Genomic DNA, 16,863 nt, shown 5'->3' on the forward strand with positions numbered 1-16,863 from the left:
GGACCCGGACCCGACCCCCACGACCTCGGCCCCCACGGACCCGGCCCCCAGCGATCCGCCGCCCTCGACGTCCGAGCCGGACCCGACGCCGACGGATCCCACCCCGTCCGACCCGGCGAGCCCGTCGCCCCCGCCCAGCGACAGCGGCGACCCGAGCCCGTCCACGTCGTAGCCGTGGGCCTAGGGCCCTTCCGACGGATCTTCGCGGCGTCGCGACGCCCGGCACGCACTGCCCCACTGCCTGAAGGGCGTGGGGGGACCCTCAGCCGCACGGGGCGAAGGGCCAGGTGGCTCCGCCACATGACCCTCCACCCCGCACGGCGATCGCACGCACCGGACGCCGCTCCTCGGCCCACGCTGATCCGTCAGAAGGGGCCTAGCCCACAGGGTCGGCCGGATGCGGTGCCAGCAGCGGGAGCTGGGAGGCCAGCCGCTCCTCGCACAGCTCGACCAGCCGGTCGTAGCCCGCCTTGCCCATCAGCTCGGTCAGCTCCGGCCGGTAGGAGACGTACACCGGGTCGCCCGCACCGTGCGCCGAGGTCGCCGATGTGCACCACCAGTGCAGATCGTGGCCGCCCGGACCCCAGCCGCGGCGGTCGTACTCACCGATCGACACCTGGAGCACCCGGGTGTCGTCGGGCCGGTCGATCCACTCGTACGTCCGTCGCACCGGCAGCTGCCAGCAGACGTCCGGCTTGGTCTCCAGCGGCTCCCGGCCCTCCTTGAGCGCCAGGATGTGCAGCGAGCAGCCCGCGCCGCCGGCGAAGCCGGGCCGGTTCTGGAAGATGCACGAGCCCTGGTAGGGGCGGGTCTGGCGGTCGCCGTCCTCGTCCTCCGAGATCCAGCCGCCCTCCGTGCCCTCGTCGTGGAACTGCCAGATCTCCGGAGTGAGCCTGGCCACATGCCCGGCGACCCGCTTCTCGTCGTCCTCGTCGGAGAAGTGGGCGCCCAGAGTGCAGCACCCGTCGGCCGCGCGGCCCGGCTGGATGCCCTGGCAACCGCTGCCGAAGATGCAGTTCCAGCGAGATGTCAGCCATGTCAGATCGCACCGGAAGATCTGCTCGTCGTCCGCCGGATCAGGGAACTCCACCCACGCGCGCGCGAAGTCGAGCCCCTTCTCGTCGGCTGCCGGGGCCTGCTTCGACTTCTTCGGTGACTTCACCGGCGACTTCGCCTGCGAAGAACCGCTGGAAGATTTGTCGGTCTTCGCCTTTTTCGTCTTTGGCACGCGTCCAGGGTAAGACGCTTGGCAAGACTCCGACGACGGTCGCCCGCGCAGGTGGCAGTAGCGTTCCGTCCATGAGACTCGGTGTCCTCGACGTGGGATCGAACACGGTGCATCTGCTGGTGGTGGATGCGCACCCGGGCGCGCGCCCGCTGCCCGCGCACTCGCACAAGGTGGAACTGCGCCTTGCCCAACTCCTCGACGAGGGCGGCGCGATCGGCCCCGAGGGTGTCGACAAACTCATCGGCGTCGTCAAGGAGGCCCTTCAGGCCGCCGAGGACAAGGGCGTCGAGGACCTGCTCCCGTTCGCCACCTCCGCGGTGCGCGAGGCCAGCAACGCCGACGAGGTCCTCGCGCGCGTGCACGCGGAGACCGGCGTCGAGCTCCAGGTCCTCACCGGCGCCGAGGAGGCCCGCCTCACCTTCCTCGCCGTCCGTCGCTGGTTCGGCTGGTCCGCCGGAAAGCTGCTGGTCCTCGACATCGGCGGCGGCTCCCTGGAGATCGCGTACGGCATCGACGAGGAGCCCGACGCGGCGGTCTCGCTGCCGCTGGGCGCGGGCCGTCTGACGGCGGGCTGGCTGCCCGGCGACCCTCCGGATCCCGAGGCCATACGGGCGCTACGACGTCATGTCCGCGCCCAGATCGCCCGCACCGTCGGCGAGTTCGCCCGCTTCGGCGCCCCCGACCACGTCGTCGCCACGTCCAAGACCTTCAAGCAGCTGGCCCGCCTCGCCGGTGCCGCCCGCTCCACCGAGGGCCTGTACGTCCAGCGCCAGCTGAAGCGGGAGTCCCTGGAGGCGTGGGTGCCACAGCTGGCGGGGATGACGGTGGCGCAGCGCTCCGAGCTGCCCGGGGTCTCGGAAGGCCGTGCGGGGCAGCTGCTCGCGGGCGCGATGGTGGCCGAGGGCGCGATGGACCTGTTCGGCGTGGAGAACCTGGAGGTCTGTCCGTGGGCGTTGCGGGAAGGGGTCATTCTGCGGCGACTTGATCACATGGGATCCGCTGTGGGCACCTGAGGGGCGCGGGGAACCCGTACCTCCACACCCGCCTATGGCAATCGCCACAACGGCGAATAGGCGCCCCGCACCCCACCCACCGCAACCCTTAGGCTGACCCCCGTGGCAGAACCAGTCGTACGGATCCCGGATGCGAAGGTCGCGCTCTCCACGGCCTCCGTGTACCCGGAGTCCACGGCGACGGCCTTCGAGATCGCCGCGCGCCTCGGATACGACGGTGTCGAGGTCATGGTGTGGACCGACCCGGTGAGCCAGGACATCGAAGCCCTGCGCCGCCTCTCCGACTACCACCAGATCCCGATCCTCGCCGTACACGCCCCGTGCCTGCTCATCACCCAGCGCGTGTGGTCCACCGACCCCTGGGTCAAGCTCCAGCGCGCCCAGGCGGCCGCCGAGAAGCTCGGGGCGTCCACGGTCGTCGTCCACCCGCCGTTCCGCTGGCAGCGTCAGTACGCCCGCGACTTCGTGAGCGGTATCTGGCGCATGGCGAACGAGACGGACGTCCGCTTCGCCGTCGAGAACATGTACCCCTGGCGCTACCGCGACCGCGAGATGCTCGCGTACGCCCCCGACTGGGACGTGACGAAGGAGGACTACCGTCACTTCACGATCGATCTCAGTCATTCGGCCACGGCCCGTTCCGACGCGATGCAACTGGTCGACCGCATGGGAGACCGCCTCGGCCACGTCCACCTCGCCGACGGCCGGGGCTCGGCCAAGGACGAGCACCTCGTCCCCGGCCGCGGCACGCAGCCCTGCGCCGAGCTGCTGGAGCGTCTCGCCCTGACCGGCTTCGACGGCCATGTCGTCATCGAGGTCAACACCCGGCGTGCGATGTCCAGCGCCGAACGTGAGGCCGATCTGGCGGAGGCCCTGGCCTTCACGCGGCTGCATCTGGCCTCCGCCGTGAAGGTGCCGCGGCCATGACCGGCGTCACCTCGCGGAAGCGGGGCCGCCCCCCTGGGACGGAATCGGCCGACACCCGCGACCGCATCCTGACCGCGGCCCGCGAGGAGTTCTCCGAGCGGGGTTACGAGAAGACCTCGGTGCGCGGCATCGCCAAGGCGGCGGGGGTCGACTCGGCCCTGGTCCACCACTACTTCGGCACCAAGGAACAGGTCTTCGAGGCGGCCGTCGAGGTCGCCTTCACGCCGGCCCTGAAGGTGCGGGACGTGGTCCTCGACGGTCCCCTCGAGGATGTCGGCGAGCGCATGACCCGCTTCATCTTCGGGCTCTGGGAGAACCCGGTGACCCGTAAGCCGCTGCTCGCGATCATCCGGTCCGCGGTGAACAACGAGGCCGCGGCGACCGTCTTCCGCCGTCTCGTCGCCACGCAGCTGATGCGCCGGATCGCCGGCGAGCTCGACACCCCGGACGCGGAACTGCGCGCCGAGCTCGCTGCCGCGCAGCTGGTGGGGGTCGCGATGATGCGGTACGTGATCAGGATCGAGCCGGTTGCCTCGGCGGACGTGGAGCAGATCATCGCGCGGGTGGCGCCGGTGGTGCAGGGGCATCTGACGAACCCGTGAGCGCCTTGTGAGGTGAGACGGCCGTCCCGTATTGCGGACGTAGTGTCCGCCCCCTGGATGACCGGCGTACGCTCGACAGCAGCCCTACCTGTCTGAAGGAGCGAGCGACGATGCCCGAGCTGAGGTCCCGCACAGTCACCCACGGCCGCAACATGGCGGGCGCACGCGCCCTTATGCGCGCCTCCGGTGTACCCGGTGCGGACATCGGCCGCAAGCCGATCATCGCGGTCGCCAACAGCTTCACCGAGTTCGTGCCGGGTCACACCCACCTCCAGCCGGTCGGCCGGATCGTCAGCGAGGCGATCGTCGAGGCCGGCGGCATCCCGCGCGAGTTCAACACCATCGCGGTGGACGACGGCATCGCGATGGGCCACGGCGGCATGCTGTACTCCCTGCCCTCCCGCGACCTCATCGCGGACTCGGTCGAGTACATGGTCGAGGCCCACTGCGCCGACGCCCTGATCTGCATCTCCAACTGCGACAAGATCACGCCGGGCATGCTGAATGCGGCCCTGCGCCTGAACATCCCCACGGTCTTCGTCTCCGGCGGCCCGATGGAGTCCGGCCGGGCCACGCTGGTCGACGGCTCGGTCCGGACGCTCGACCTGGTCGACGCGATGTCCGACGCCGTGAACGACAAGATCTCCGATGAGGACATGCTCCGCATCGAGGAGAACGCCTGTCCGACCTGCGGCTCCTGTTCCGGCATGTTCACGGCCAACTCGATGAACTGCCTGACCGAGGCCATCGGCCTCTCGCTCCCGGGCAACGGCTCGACCCTGGCCACGCACACGGCCCGGCGCCGGCTGTACGAGGACGCGGCCCGCACGGTCATGGACATCACCCGCCGCTACTACGAGCAGGACGACGAGACGGTCCTGCCGCGCTCGATCGCCTCCTTCGCGGCCTTCGAGAACGCCATGGCCCTCGACATCGCCATGGGCGGCTCGACCAACACGATCCTGCACCTGCTGGCGGCGGCCCAGGAGGCGGGCGTCCCCTTCGGCCTGGAGGAGATCAACGAGGTCTCCCGCCGGGTGCCGTGCCTGGCGAAGGTGGCCCCGAACGTCGCGAAGAACCGCACGTACTACATGGAGGACGTGCACCGCGCCGGCGGCATCCCCGCCCTGCTGGGCGAACTGCACCGCGCGGGCCTGCTGCGGGAGGACGTCCACTCGGTCCACAGCCCGTCCCTGGCGGACTGGCTGAAGACGTGGGACGTCCGCGGCGGCTCCCCGTCGCCCGAGGCGGTGGACCTGTGGCATGCGGCCCCGGGCTGCGTCCGCTCGTCGGAGGCCTTCTCCCAGTCGGAGCGCTGGGACACGCTGGACCAGGACGCCGAGGGCGGCTGCATCCGCAGCGCCGAGCACGCGTACTCCAAGGACGGCGGCCTGGCCGTCCTCAAGGGCAACCTCGCGGTCGACGGCTGTGTGGTGAAGACGGCCGGCGTCGACGAGTCCATCTGGACCTTCGAGGGCCCGGCGGTCGTCTGCGAGTCCCAGGAAGAGGCCGTCCAGAAGATCCTGACCCAGCAGGTCAAGGAGGGCGACGTCGTCGTCATCCGCTACGAGGGCCCCAAGGGCGGCCCCGGCATGCAGGAGATGCTCTACCCGACCTCGTACCTCAAGGGCCGCGGCCTCGGAAAGGTCTGCGCCCTGGTCACCGACGGCCGTTTCTCCGGCGGCACCTCCGGTCTGTCGATCGGCCACGCTTCCCCCGAGGCGGCGGCCGGCGGCACGATCGCGCTCGTCGAGGACGGCGACCGCATCCGCATCGACATCCCCAACCGCACCATCGAACTCCTCGTCGACGACGCCGAACTGGTCCGCCGTGACGCGGCGCTGGGCGGGGTGTACGCCCCGAAGAACCGCGAGCGCAAGGTGTCGGCGGCGCTGCGGGCCTACGCGGCGATGGCGACGAGCGCGGACAAGGGCGCCGTGCGGGACGTCTCGAAGCTGGGCTGAGCCTCAGGGTTCTGCCACGGGGGCCGCCTCTTCGGAGGCGGCCCTTTTCGTGTCACCAGGTCGAGGGGGTGCGGGCGTCCACGGAGAAGACGGTGCCGTCGGGGGCGGAGGCGTAGATGTGGGCGTTGGTGATGATGGGGTCGGGCAGTGCGGGTGGCACCCGGTCCGCGTTCGCGCCGAGTCGCGGGGACGTCTGTCCGAGCAGGGCCCCGTCGGCGGCGGACACAGCGAGCAGTCGCCCGTCGGGGGCAGTGACGTACACGTGGTCACCGTCGGCGACCGGCGTCGATCCGCGGGGCACGGCTGTCTCGAGCTGCCACAGCCGTTTCCCCGTGCCCAGATCGAACGCCTCCAGCGAACCACCAGCGGCCAGGAGGTAGACGCGGTCTCCGTGCACACCGGCGTGGACGCCCTCGCGGGCGACAGGCAGAGCCACCCGGCGGGACTTCTTGGACTCCGGGGTATAGCGGACCACCGCGACCGTGTCGTAGTACACCGTGTCGAGGGAGAGAAAGTAGACGGACCCGTCGCCGGAGCCCACGGGTTGGAGTCCTCCATCCAAACGTGCCGCCCAGCGCACGTCACCCGTGCCCGGATCCACGCCGGAGATCCGTGTGCTCGATCCGTCCTCGGACATGGTCGTCGCGTACATCAACGGATCACCCGCGAACGAGGCGAGATACGGGGACTTCTGGCCCGTCATCCGCCGGCTCCACCGGGTGTCCCCCGATGCGGAGTCCACACCGGTGAGGCGTCCGTCGGCATGGCCGAGCAGAAGCATGCCGTCGGCGTACCTCATGCTGGTGTGCGTGGGCAGGCCCCGCTCCCAGCGTGTCTTTCCCGACTCGGGATCGAGCGCCTCCACTCGTTGTTCCTCGTCCGTGGTGACCTGCACGAGTCCACCTGAAAGGACAGGGGGGTCGACCCTGCGAGCCTTGGCGACGGAGCGGTGCCACAGCAGGGTGCCGTCGGAGGGCGAGAGGGCGTATACGTCGCCGGGCTGGGCGCAGAGCAACTTCCCGTCGCCGTAGGAACAATGGGGTGCGCCGGCGTCCGCAGACACCGGACTCGCCTCCCACGTGCCGGAACCGGGCGACGACGTCGTGGGGCTGGCGCTCGACGCCGGGCGACTGTCGTCGGGGAGCAGCTGCATCGAGGCGAAAACGCCTCCCGCGACCAACCCGACTGCCCCGACCAGCACAGCCGACCGCTTGCGGAAACGCGCGGCGGGCCGTTGCCCGGGCCCGTCGGCGCGCTGTTCCGGTCCGGGTTCGTCGCCGGTCCGCTGCGCCGGTATGAACGCCTGAGTGTCGTACGAAGCCGCCACCGACCGCAGTTCCCGCATCAACTCATCGGGAGTGGGCCGGTCTTCGGGCTCCTTGGCGAGACACCGCACGATGAGCGGCGCGAGATTCCCCGGTACGCCGGTCAGGTCGGGCTCGTCGTGTACGACCTGGTAGGCGACGACGTACGGACTGTCGGAGTCGAACGGCCCCCGCCCCGTGGCCGCGTGCACCAGCACGGAACCCAGAGCGAAGATGTCGGCGGCCGACCCGACCTCCCTCGGCCTGCGGAACTGCTCGGGCGCCATGAAGGGCGGCGTGCCGATCAACTTTCCGGTCTCGGTGCGCAGTTCACTGTCCTTTGGCCGAGAAATGCCGAAGTCGATGACCTTCGGCCCGTCCTCGGCCAGCAGCACATTGCTCGGCTTGAGATCCCGGTGCACCACGCCGACCCTGTGAATGTCGCGCAGTGCCTCGGCCAGTCCGGCCATGAGCCGGCGCAACTGGGCAGGAGGCATGGGCCCGTTCCGCTTCACCTCGTCGGCGAGTGTCGGCCCGGGAATGAACAGCGTGGCCATCCAGGGCCGTTCGGCCTCCGGATCGGCGTCGACGACGGGCGCGGTAAAGGCACCACTCACCCGCCGAGCCGCGGCGACCTCCTGCCGGAACCGACCCCTGAACTCAGGGTCCTTGGCGAATTCGGCATGTACGACCTTCACCGCCAGTGTCATCCCGGAAGCGCTCTGTGCGCGATGCACGACGCCCATTCCGCCGGAACCGAGGCGGGACTCCAACTGGTAGTGGCCGGCGTACTCGGGAAGTTCCGCTTCCGCGCCCGCTCCGGTGTTGTGCTGTGGCGCCATGGAACCACCCCCGTGCTGTTCGTCCGCGCGCGCGACGCACGGAGCCTAGTCGATGACTCGTACGAGACAGAGGCGGCTTGCTAGTCTCCGTGCGCGAGTTGCGCACATGTGTTTCATGGCGTGATTCAGGGAATCAACGGACCCCATGGGAGTCATGGGGTCCAACGGGGGAGGCCTTCATGTCTGTTGACCGTGTCGAAGAGGCAGACGACAGCGCCGAGAGCGAGGCCGTCACCACGGCTGCCGCTGTCGCTACGACCCTGCGCTACTACTCGGTCGCGCCGGGGGTCCGGCTCAACGTGCGCAGCGGGCCCAGCACTTCGTACCGGGTCGTCCGTGTGCTGGCCGAGGGGGCCAAGGTCCCGATCTGGTGCCAGACCCCGGGCCAGAACATCACCGGCCCGTACGGCACGTCGAACATCTGGGACAACATCGACGACGGCCAGTACGTCTCGGACGCCTACGTGAACACCGGTAGCGACGGCTACGTGGCCTCGCGCTGCGCCTGATCCTCAACACCACCACTCGAGGAACACCAGTGAGATCTCTGAGACGCCGATCCGTCCTGCTCGCGGGCGCCACCGGCGCCTTCCTCATGGCCATGTCGCCCGTGGCCGAGTCGGCGACCCTGCGCTACTACGATGTGGCGCCTGGCTATCGCGTGAACGTCCGCAGCGGTCCGGGCACCAACTACACCATCGTCCGGCAGCTCCCCGAGGGGGCCAAGGTCCCGATCTGGTGCCAGACCCCGGGCACGACCGTCACCGGTCCGTACGGCACGTCGAACATCTGGGACAACATCGACAATGGCGAGTACATCTCGGACACGTACGTGCACACCGGCAGCGACGGCTACATCCGCCCCCGCTGCTCCCTCTGACCCACCCCCGAGGACTCCCATGCCATCCCTGAAGCGCAGATCCGTCATGCTCGCCGGCCTCGCCGGCGCCTTCCTCATGGTCGGCGCCGCACACGCCGAGGCCGCGGTCCGCTACTACGACACGGCCCCGGGCTATCGCCTGAATGTCCGCAGCGGTCCGAGCACCGGCTACACCATCATCCGTGTCCTGGCCGAGGGCGCCAAGGTTCCGATCTACTGCCAGAGGCCGGGCGAGACGGTGACGGGTCCGTACGGCACATCGAACATCTGGGACAACATCGACAACGGTGAATACGTCTCGGACGCATACGTCCACACCGGCAGCGACGGCTACATAGCGGCCCACTGCTCCTGACCCCCCACCCTCAGAGGAAGACATGTCAGCGCGGCCCCGCAGACCGTCCTCCTCGCCGACACCACCGGAGCGTGTGCTGCCGGGCGCCGACGGCCACGTCCGCCCGCGCTGCGCACTCTGATCACCAGCAAGATCGAAAGGACCCCCCCGTGACATTGTTGAAGCGCGGATCCCTCGTGCTCACCAGCACCGCCGCAGCTTTCCTCACCGTCCTCGGCGCCGCCTCCGAGGCATCCGCCGCGGGTTACCCGGTGGTCGGCACCTCGAACGTGAACGCCCGTAGTGGCCCGGGAACCAGCTACCAGATCCTCAAGACCTACAAGCCGGGCACGAACCTCTCGATCGTCTGCCAGACGCCGGGCGAGACGATCACCGGACCGCTCGGCACCTCGAACATCTGGGACAAGACCGCCGACGGCGTCTATGTCTCGGACACCTACATAAAGACGGGCAGCGACGGCTACGTGGCCTCGCACTGCTGACCCCCTCGGAGCCCGCGGCCACCCGGAGCCATAATCGACGCGTGAGCGACGACAACGGCACCCAGGAAACCCCCGCGGGCTCCGCACCCGGCCCCCGCCCCGAACCGATCCGCTTCTTCGGCACGACCTGGGTCGACCACGACAACGGCTACCCGGCCCGCCGCATCGGCGCCGCCGTCGGCTCCCTCGCCGCCGTAGTCGGCTCCTGCCTCGTGCTCCGCTTCGCCTTCCAGGGCCTCCAGATCGCGGACATCGGCAGCTTCGTCACCCTTCTCATGGTCGTGATGTTCGCGATCTGCAGCGCCCTCGCCTTCCGCCACACCTGGGAGGGCTTCACCAAGCGCGCGGACCCCGACCGCCAGGCCTCCCTCCGCGGACTGCTGGCCATCGGATTCGTCGGCTCGCTCCTCGCCTACTTCTTCCGCTCCCTCTTCGAGGCCCCGGGCGAGAAGCTCCACCGCGAGGAGTACGACACCGCCCGCAAGCGGTACGAGAAGCGCACCACCCGCCGCACCGGCAACCCGTCGAAGAAGCGCCACCGCTCCTGACCGGTCCCCGCTTCACACCGAAAAATCACCGCCCTCTTCGCCGAACCCGGCCACCATGGCCGTATGACGGCTCCCTCGCACACCGCCCGCGCCCACTCCTTCAACGAGGCCGCAGCCCAGTACGCGGCGAACCGCCCCTCCTACCCGCCCGCCCTCTTCGACGCCGTCGAGGACCTCGCCGGCCGTCCCCTCACCGGCTCCCGAGTCGTGGACGTCGGCGCCGGAACCGGCATAGCGACCGCCCTCCTGCACGCCCGAGGCGCCGACGTGCTCGCGGTCGAACCCGGGGACGGAATGGCCGCCCAGTTCCGCCGGTCCCACCCCGACATCCCGATCGTCCGCGGCAACGGCAACACCCTGCCCCTCGCCGACGACTCCGCCGACTTCCTCACCTACGCCCAGGCCTGGCACTGGACCGACCCGAACCGCGCGATCCCGGAGGCCGTCCGTGTCCTGCGCCCGGACGGCGCGCTCGCCCTGTGGTGGAACACCGAAGCCCTCGACGTGCCCTGGATAGCCGACGCCGCCCGACGCATCGAGAGCCACCTCGGCCTGAACATCGCCGAGGAGAAGCTGAACGTCAACGCCCACGTCGCCGACCCCGCCGACCGCCTCGACTTCACCCGCCGCGAGGTCCGCTGGAGCCGCCGCGTCACCGTCGACGCCCACCTCGCCAACCTCGGCAGCCACTCGGCCTTCCTGGTCCAGGGAGAGGAGTCCTCCGCGGCCTTCCTCGCCGAGGAACGCGACCACCTGATGCGCGCCTTCCCGGACGGCATGTTCGAAGAGGTCTACGACGTCATCCTGCTGCTGGCCAGGACCTGAGCCCCGCCGAGGGCCGGCCGGGTCGGCGAGGGGCGCCTCACGCCGGCGCCCCTCCGCTCGCCGTCAACACCTGCCCCCGCCCGGCGGCCCACCCCTCCAGGGCCGCCGCGCACGCATGGTCAAGATGCCGCAACCCGCCCAGCTCCAGCCGCACCTCCCGGTCCCGCGGCAGCGCCTCCAACGCGTCCAGCAGCTTCGGCAGCCGCAGGAACGTCGCATGCCCCAGCACCCGTACGACGATCCCCGCCTCGCCCCCGTCCTCGGTCTCCACATGCACATGGCTGGCGTCCCACGCGGTCTTCGCCACCGCCAGCGCCAACCCCACCAACACCCCCTCCAAGAGATTGCCGACGACGATCGCCGCCGCCGTCACCACCAGCACGACCACCTCCCCGCGATGCCCACGCCACAGCACCCGCACCTCCCGCACCGGCACGAGCTTGCACCCGGCGTGCACCAGCAGCGCGGCCGGCGCCGCCACCGGAATCACCCCGAGCACCCCGGGCACGGCGACCGTGAAGAGCAGCAGCCACACCCCGTGCAGCACCCGGGACACCTTGGTCCGTGCTCCCGCCCGAACTCCCCCGAAGGGGGTGCCCCCAGCCGCGCTCCGCACGATCACCGCGGTCATCGGCAGGGCGCCCAGCACCCCGCACACCACGTTCCTCGCGCCCTGCGCGATCAGCTCGCGGTCGTAGTCGGTACGCCCTCCATCGTGCAGCCGGTCCACCGCCGCCGCGCTGAACAACGACTCGGCGGACGCGATCAGCGCGAAGGCGATCACGGTCCCCAGCACGCCCACTTCCGTGAGCCGCCCCAGATCCGCCGCCTCCGGCAGCCGTACGGCATCCAGTAGGCCCTGCACCTCGACCCGCCGCACCCCCAGGCCGAACACCCCGGTCACCGCCGCCGCGAGGCCGACCGCGACCAGCGGCGCGGGCACCAGGCAAGCCCCGCGCTTCCATCGCGGCCACAGCAGCAGTACGACCATGGTGGCACCCCCCACTGACAACGCGACCGGATCCAGCAGACCCGGCAGCGACACCAGCCCGGCGAGCTTGCCCACGCCGCCGACGGGCGCGTTCGCGTCGCCCATCGCGTAGACCTGACCCGCGATCAGGACGAGGCCGATGCCCGTGAGCATCCCCTGGACCACGGCCACCGACACGGCCCGGAACCAGCGTCCCAGCCGCAGCACCCCGAGCCCCAACTGCACCAGCCCGGCGCCGAACACCAGCACTCCGAGCGCCCCGACCCCGTACCGCTGCACAGCCTCGTAGACGAGCACCGTCAGCCCCGCCGCCGGCCCGCTCACCCGAAGGCTGCTGCCGGGCAGCACCCCGGCGACCAGCCCGCCGACGATCCCGGTCACCAGCCCCAACTCAGCGGGCACACCGCAGGCTATGGCGACTCCCACACAGAGGGGCAGTGCCACGAGAAACACGACGAGGGACGCGAACAGCTCGGCCTTGCGTACGCCACAGCGCATGACAGGAGCACCTCCGACGATCGACGACGGTCACGGGATACGGGGAGATGCGTGGGCGCTGTGCCGGGGGAGGGCACGGCGAACCCGGGTGCGTGGCATATGACCTCGCACTGAAATCCATTGTCGGGAACGGGAGTTGATCGCGCAGTCGCTTCCCGAGGTCATCAGTGGGATCCGGGAGCACGCGAACCGGACCACGCGCTTCCGATCACGCCGCCGCGCGCCCATGCCGCCGAACGCCACCGGCTTGACGGCACCGGCCCACGAGAGCAGTATTCATCACATGATGAATTACTCGTCCGGCCCACCCGACACCGGCACGCAGACCACCGAGAGCCCCGCCGTCCGAGCCGAAGGCCTCACCGTCGTCCGAGGCCCCCGCACCGTCCTGCGCGGCCTCGACTTCACCGTCCCGCGCGGTCAGATCACCGGCCTGCTCGGCCCCTCCGGATGCGGCAAATCCACCCTCATGCGCTCCATCGTCGGCACCCAGGCCAAGGTCACCGGCTCCCTCGACGTCCTCGGCCGCCCGGCCGGCCACCCCACCCTGCGCACCCGCATCGGCTACGTCACCCAAGCCCCCTCCGTCTACGACGACCTGACCGTCCATCAGAACCTCGACTACTTCGCCGCGATCCTCGCCCCCGGCCACGCCGCCGCCGACCGCCGCCACTCCGACGTCACCCGCGTCATCGAAGACGTCGACCTCACCAGCCACGCCGACGCCCTCGCAGGAAACCTCTCCGGCGGCCAGCGCAGCCGCGTCTCACTGGCCGTGGCACTCCTCGGCACACCGGAACTGCTGGTCCTGGACGAACCGACCGTCGGCCTCGACCCCGTCCTCCGCCGCGACCTGTGGAACCTCTTCCACGACATCGCCACCCAGCGAGGAGCGACCCTGCTCATCTCCTCCCACGTCATGGACGAGGCCGAGCGCTGCCACCGCCTCCTCCTCATGCGCGAAGGCGAGATCCTCGCCGACGACACCCCGGACGCCCTGCGCACCCGCACGGGCGCCGAGACCGTCGAAGCCGCATTCCTGCACCTCGTGGACGAGGCCGTGGCAGCCGGACGCAAGAAGGAGACGACCCGATGAGTACGACGACCGCCACCACGACCGCCATCCCGGCCCCCACCAGCGCTCTCAGCGTCTCCCGCACCCTCGCCACCGCAGCCCGGGTACTGCGCCAGCTCCGCCACGACCCCCGCACCATCGCGCTGATGATCCTGATCCCCTGCGTGATGCTGTTCCTGCTGCGCTACGTCTTCGACGGCAGCCCGCGCACCTTCGACAGCATCGGCGCCTCCCTCCTCGGGATCTTCCCGCTGATCACGATGTTCCTGGTCACCTCCATCGCCACCCTGCGCGAACGCACCTCCGGCACCCTCGAACGCCTCCTCGCCATGCCGCTCGGCAAAGGCGACCTCATCGCCGGCTACGCCCTCGCCTTCGGCACCCTCGCGATCATCCAGTCCGCCCTCGCCACCGGCCTCGCCGTCTGGTTCCTCGGACTGGACGTCACCGGCAGCCCCTGGCTGCTCCTCCTGGTCGCCCTGCTCGACGCACTCCTCGGCACCGCACTCGGCCTCTTCGTCTCGGCCTTCGCCGCCTCCGAATTCCAGGCCGTCCAGTTCATGCCGGCCGTGATCTTCCCCCAGCTCCTCCTCTGCGGCCTGTTCACCCCCCGCGACAACATGCACCCCGTCCTGGAGACCATCTCCGACGTCCTCCCGATGTCCTACGCCGTCGACGGCATGAACGAGGTCCTCAAGCACACCGACATGACCGCCGCCTTCGTCCGCGACGCCCTGATCGTGGCCGGCTGCGCGCTGCTCGTCCTCGCCCTGGGAGCCGCGACTCTGCGACGCCGCACCGCATAGCCCGCGAACGTCCCGCCAACCGGACAGCCGAGCCGCACACCCACCCCCGGTGCGAGGATGAACCCCGGACGACGCAACCCCCGGAGGGCACCCGCAGCCATGACCCAGAAAGTCGCAGTCCTCGGCACCGGCAAGATCGGCGAAGCCCTGCTCAGCGGAATGATCCGAGGCGGCTGGGCCCCGGCCGACCTCCTGGTCACAGCCCGCCGCCAGGAACGGGCCGAAGAGCTCCGCGCGCGCTACGGAGTCGACCCGGTCACCAACGCCGAGGCCGCCAAGACCGCCGACACCCTGATCCTCACGGTCAAGCCGCAGGACATGGGTACCCTCCTGGACGAACTCGCCCCCCACGTCCCCGCCGGCCGCCTGATCATCAGCGGCGCGGCAGGCATCCCCACCTCCTTCTTCGAGGAGCGCCTCGCGGCGGGCACCCCGGTCGTCCGCGTCATGACGAACACCCCCGCCCTCGTCGACGAGGCCATGTCCGTCATCTCCGCCGGCACCCACGCCACCGCCGAGCACCTCGCCCACGCCGAGGAGATCTTCGGCGCCGTCGGCAAGACGCTCCGTGTCCCCGAGTCCCAGCAGGACGCCTGCACCGCCCTCTCCGGCTCCGGCCCGGCGTACTTCTTCTACCTGGTCGAAGCCATGACGGACGCCGGCATCCTGCTCGGCCTGCCCCGCGACAAGGCCCACGACCTCATCGTGCAGTCCGCGATCGGCGCCGCCACGATGCTCCGCGACAGCGGCGAACACCCGGTCAAGCTCCGCGAGAACGTCACGTCCCCCGCGGGCACCACGATCAACGCCATCCGCGAACTCGAGAACCACGGCGTACGAGCCGCCCTCATCGCCGCCCTCGAAGCCGCCCGCGACCGCAGCCGCCAGTTGGCCTCGGGCAACAACAGCTGACCACCCGCCGCCCCCTGCTCCATCCGTCTCAGGGGGCGGCGGCCCGGCACACGCCGTCCTAGACGGTCACGGCGATATCAGCGGCCGCCGGCAGCAGCCCGATCGCCCGATACGCCGCATCGACGGTCGGCCGGGCCATCGCCCGAGCCTTCTGCGCACCATCCCGCAGCACCCCCTCCACATAGCCAGGATCCGCGCACAACTCCTTGTGCCTTTCCTGCACGGGCTTGAGGACCTCGACCACGGCCTCTGCGGTGTCCTTCTTCAAGGCGCCGTACGACTCATATACACCGCTCAGCGCCTCCGGGTTCCCACCCGTGCACGCCGCGAGGATCTCCAGCAGATTGGCGAGACCCGGCCGAGCCTCCCGGTCGTAGACGACCTCCCGCCCGCTGTCGGTCACGGCCCGCATGACCTTCTTCCGCACCACGTCCGGCTCGTCGAGCAGATAGACGATCCCGGGTCCGGTGTCATCGCTCTTCCCCATCTTCGAGAGCGGCTCCTGCAGGTTCATCACCCGCGCGGCCACCTTCGGAGGCGTGGCCCGGGGCACCACGAAGGTGTGCCCGTACCGCTGGTTGAACCGCACCGCGACATCCCGCGCCAGCTCGACATGCTGAGCCTGGTCATCGCCCACCGGAACCTCGTCGGCCTCGTACGCCAGGATGTCCGCCGCCATCAGCACGGGATACGTCAGCAGCGAAAGCCGCACACTCCCGCCCCGCTCCCGCTCACGCGCGGCCTTCTCCTTGTACTGGATCATCCGCCGCATCTCGCCGTCCGTGGCCACGCACTCCAGCAGATACGACAGTCGCGCATGCTCGTCCACATGACTCTGTACGAACACGGTGCACAGCTCCGGATCCAGCCCCGTCGCCAACAGCAACGTCGCCGCCTGCCTACTGAGCCGCCGCACCCGCGCCGGATCGTGCTCCACGGTCAGCGCGTGCAGATCGACGACACAGAACAGGGCGTCGGCCTGGTGCTGATCGACGGCTGCCCACCGCCGCATGGCCCCCAGATAGTTCCCCAGCGTCAGATGCCCGGTCGGCTTGACCCCGCTGAAGACTCGCGTCATCTCTTCTCCACCTCCTGGTCGAGACCGCCGTCCCCGACGGCCGGCCCTCAGAAGCTCTGGAGGGAGATACGAGAACGGCCGCCGAAGCGGCGGCCGTTGAGTGCATACGTAGCTCCGGCCGCCGTCAGGCGGCCCACCACTGCTGGGTGTACGTACGCGTCGTCATGCGGACCAGGGTACGCCGCCAGGGTCCCGTCCGGACGTGAGTTGACACTCCCCACGCCGGTACGTACTGTTCTCCGAGTTGTCCGACGTGAGCGCCGACTCCGGTCGGTCCCCGGACAGCCATTCCGCAAGTACCAACCTCTAGTCGACCGCAGTCGATCCGGCCGCTGTCTTTCTATTGGCATGCGTATTTGCGAAATGAGGAATCCGCGTTCGAAAGGACGCAGCCCCGATTAGCGCGGGGCCACGGACTCCGCTAAAGTCTCACTCGTCGGAACGGCCCAACAGCCGGGAAGGCAAGCCCCTCTGACTGGGAGTCAGGCCCGAAAGGATCTGGTAGAGTCGGAACCGCCGGAAAGGGAAACGCG

General features: G+C 70.0%; 17 protein-coding genes. 13 read left to right on the forward strand and 4 right to left on the reverse strand.

Annotation, left to right across the window (positions count from 1 at the left end):
- Positions 1–376: 376 nt before the first annotated feature.
- Complete coding sequence (locus TN53_RS38470; RefSeq protein WP_046263497.1) at positions 377–1,228, reverse strand: hypothetical protein; 852 nt, start codon at positions 1,226–1,228, stop codon at positions 377–379.
- Between the two features lie 71 nt (positions 1,229–1,299).
- On the opposite strand from TN53_RS38470, the gene TN53_RS38475 reads away from it, so the two are divergent.
- The 4 genes from TN53_RS38475 (at position 1,300) to ilvD (ending at position 5,734) form a co-directional block, all read left to right on the forward strand.
- A complete protein-coding gene (locus TN53_RS38475; protein WP_046263498.1) occupies positions 1,300–2,241 on the forward strand; it encodes a Ppx/GppA phosphatase family protein in 942 nt (313 codons plus the stop codon).
- A 102-nt stretch (positions 2,242–2,343) separates the two neighbouring features.
- Positions 2,344–3,168, forward strand: a complete 825-nt coding sequence (locus TN53_RS38480; protein ID WP_046263499.1) for a sugar phosphate isomerase/epimerase family protein — start codon at positions 2,344–2,346, stop codon at positions 3,166–3,168.
- Positions 3,165–3,770, forward strand: a complete 606-nt coding sequence (locus TN53_RS38485; protein WP_046263500.1) for a TetR/AcrR family transcriptional regulator — start codon at positions 3,165–3,167, stop codon at positions 3,768–3,770. The genes TN53_RS38480 and TN53_RS38485 overlap by 4 nt, the downstream gene beginning before the upstream one ends.
- A gap of 110 nt (positions 3,771–3,880) precedes the next feature.
- On the forward strand, positions 3,881–5,734 hold the full coding sequence (ilvD, locus tag TN53_RS38490) for a dihydroxy-acid dehydratase (protein WP_046263501.1): 1,854 nt from the start codon (positions 3,881–3,883) through the stop codon (positions 5,732–5,734).
- A 52-nt stretch (positions 5,735–5,786) separates the two neighbouring features.
- Here ilvD and TN53_RS38495 read toward each other — a convergent pair whose 3' ends face one another.
- On the reverse strand, positions 5,787–7,880 hold the full coding sequence (locus TN53_RS38495; RefSeq protein WP_046263502.1) for a serine/threonine-protein kinase: 2,094 nt from the start codon (positions 7,878–7,880) through the stop codon (positions 5,787–5,789).
- A gap of 179 nt (positions 7,881–8,059) precedes the next feature.
- Between TN53_RS38495 and TN53_RS38500 the strand changes: the two genes are divergently transcribed.
- The 6 genes from TN53_RS38500 to TN53_RS38525 all read left to right on the forward strand — a co-directional run bounded on the left by TN53_RS38500 (position 8,060) and on the right by TN53_RS38525 (position 10,970).
- Positions 8,060–8,389, forward strand: a complete 330-nt coding sequence (locus TN53_RS38500; RefSeq protein ID WP_046263503.1) for an SH3 domain-containing protein — start codon at positions 8,060–8,062, stop codon at positions 8,387–8,389.
- Positions 8,390–8,475: 86 nt separating this feature from the next.
- The gene (locus TN53_RS38505; RefSeq protein WP_046263512.1) at positions 8,476–8,760 is read left to right on the forward strand and encodes an SH3 domain-containing protein; all 285 of its coding nucleotides are present in this window, start codon (positions 8,476–8,478) and stop codon (positions 8,758–8,760) included.
- A gap of 46 nt (positions 8,761–8,806) precedes the next feature.
- A complete protein-coding gene (locus tag TN53_RS38510; RefSeq protein WP_046263504.1) occupies positions 8,807–9,115 on the forward strand; it encodes an SH3 domain-containing protein in 309 nt (102 codons plus the stop codon).
- Positions 9,116–9,264: 149 nt separating this feature from the next.
- Positions 9,265–9,597, forward strand: coding sequence for a hypothetical protein (locus TN53_RS38515; protein ID WP_234441802.1), 333 nt, complete (start codon positions 9,265–9,267; stop codon positions 9,595–9,597).
- Positions 9,598–9,638: 41 nt separating this feature from the next.
- The gene (locus tag TN53_RS38520) at positions 9,639–10,145 is read left to right on the forward strand and encodes a hypothetical protein (RefSeq protein WP_046263506.1); all 507 of its coding nucleotides are present in this window, start codon (positions 9,639–9,641) and stop codon (positions 10,143–10,145) included.
- A 63-nt stretch (positions 10,146–10,208) separates the two neighbouring features.
- Complete coding sequence (locus TN53_RS38525) at positions 10,209–10,970, forward strand: class I SAM-dependent methyltransferase (protein ID WP_046263507.1); 762 nt, start codon at positions 10,209–10,211, stop codon at positions 10,968–10,970.
- Positions 10,971–11,007: 37 nt separating this feature from the next.
- Here the strand turns inward: TN53_RS38525 and TN53_RS38530 are convergent, their stop codons facing one another.
- Positions 11,008–12,459 carry a SulP family inorganic anion transporter gene (locus TN53_RS38530; protein ID WP_046263508.1) on the reverse strand — a complete coding sequence of 484 codons (1,452 nt, stop codon included), beginning with the start codon at positions 12,457–12,459 and terminating at the stop codon, positions 11,008–11,010.
- A gap of 283 nt (positions 12,460–12,742) precedes the next feature.
- Here TN53_RS38530 and TN53_RS38535 point away from each other — a divergent pair, with 283 nt between their 5' ends.
- The 3 genes from TN53_RS38535 (at position 12,743) to proC (ending at position 15,252) form a co-directional block, all read left to right on the forward strand.
- Positions 12,743–13,555, forward strand: a complete 813-nt coding sequence (locus TN53_RS38535; RefSeq protein ID WP_046263513.1) for an ABC transporter ATP-binding protein — start codon at positions 12,743–12,745, stop codon at positions 13,553–13,555.
- Positions 13,552–14,340 (forward strand): ABC transporter permease, encoded by a 789-nt coding sequence (locus TN53_RS38540; RefSeq protein ID WP_046263509.1) that lies wholly within the window; start codon positions 13,552–13,554, stop codon positions 14,338–14,340. Before TN53_RS38535 ends, TN53_RS38540 begins: the two co-directional genes overlap by 4 nt.
- Positions 14,341–14,439: 99 nt before the next feature.
- Positions 14,440–15,252, forward strand: a complete 813-nt coding sequence (gene proC, locus TN53_RS38545) for a pyrroline-5-carboxylate reductase (RefSeq protein WP_046263510.1) — start codon at positions 14,440–14,442, stop codon at positions 15,250–15,252.
- Between the two features lie 58 nt (positions 15,253–15,310).
- Here the strand turns inward: proC and trpS are convergent, their stop codons facing one another.
- The gene (gene trpS / locus TN53_RS38550) at positions 15,311–16,330 is read right to left on the reverse strand and encodes a tryptophan--tRNA ligase (protein WP_046263511.1); all 1,020 of its coding nucleotides are present in this window, start codon (positions 16,328–16,330) and stop codon (positions 15,311–15,313) included.
- Positions 16,331–16,863: the final 533 nt, after the last annotated feature.

Origin of the sequence: Streptomyces sp. WM6386, assembly GCF_000972385.1 — a bacterium.
Lineage (GTDB): Bacteria > Actinomycetota > Actinomycetes > Streptomycetales > Streptomycetaceae > Streptomyces.

What these genes read in the sequence shown, in the direction of transcription:
- TN53_RS38475 (WP_046263498.1), top strand. Translation starts at nt 1,300, where the DNA reads ATGAGACTCGGTGTCCTCGACGTGGGATCGAACACGGTGCATCTGCTG.
- TN53_RS38485 (WP_046263500.1), top strand. Translation starts at nt 3,165, where the DNA reads ATGACCGGCGTCACCTCGCGGAAGCGGGGCCGCCCCCCTGGGACGGAA.
- ilvD (WP_046263501.1), top strand. Translation starts at nt 3,881, where the DNA reads ATGCCCGAGCTGAGGTCCCGCACAGTCACCCACGGCCGCAACATGGCG.
- TN53_RS38495 (WP_046263502.1), bottom strand. Translation starts at nt 7,880, where the DNA reads ATGGCGCCACAGCACAACACCGGAGCGGGCGCGGAAGCGGAACTTCCC.
- TN53_RS38500 (WP_046263503.1), top strand. Translation starts at nt 8,060, where the DNA reads ATGTCTGTTGACCGTGTCGAAGAGGCAGACGACAGCGCCGAGAGCGAG.
- TN53_RS38505 (WP_046263512.1), top strand. Translation starts at nt 8,476, where the DNA reads ATGGCCATGTCGCCCGTGGCCGAGTCGGCGACCCTGCGCTACTACGAT.
- TN53_RS38510 (WP_046263504.1), top strand. Translation starts at nt 8,807, where the DNA reads ATGCTCGCCGGCCTCGCCGGCGCCTTCCTCATGGTCGGCGCCGCACAC.
- TN53_RS38525 (WP_046263507.1), top strand. Translation starts at nt 10,209, where the DNA reads ATGACGGCTCCCTCGCACACCGCCCGCGCCCACTCCTTCAACGAGGCC.
- TN53_RS38530 (WP_046263508.1), bottom strand. Translation starts at nt 12,459, where the DNA reads ATGCGCTGTGGCGTACGCAAGGCCGAGCTGTTCGCGTCCCTCGTCGTG.
- TN53_RS38535 (WP_046263513.1), top strand. Translation starts at nt 12,743, where the DNA reads ATGATGAATTACTCGTCCGGCCCACCCGACACCGGCACGCAGACCACC.
- TN53_RS38540 (WP_046263509.1), top strand. Translation starts at nt 13,552, where the DNA reads ATGAGTACGACGACCGCCACCACGACCGCCATCCCGGCCCCCACCAGC.
- proC (WP_046263510.1), top strand. Translation starts at nt 14,440, where the DNA reads ATGACCCAGAAAGTCGCAGTCCTCGGCACCGGCAAGATCGGCGAAGCC.
- trpS (WP_046263511.1), bottom strand. Translation starts at nt 16,330, where the DNA reads ATGACGCGAGTCTTCAGCGGGGTCAAGCCGACCGGGCATCTGACGCTG.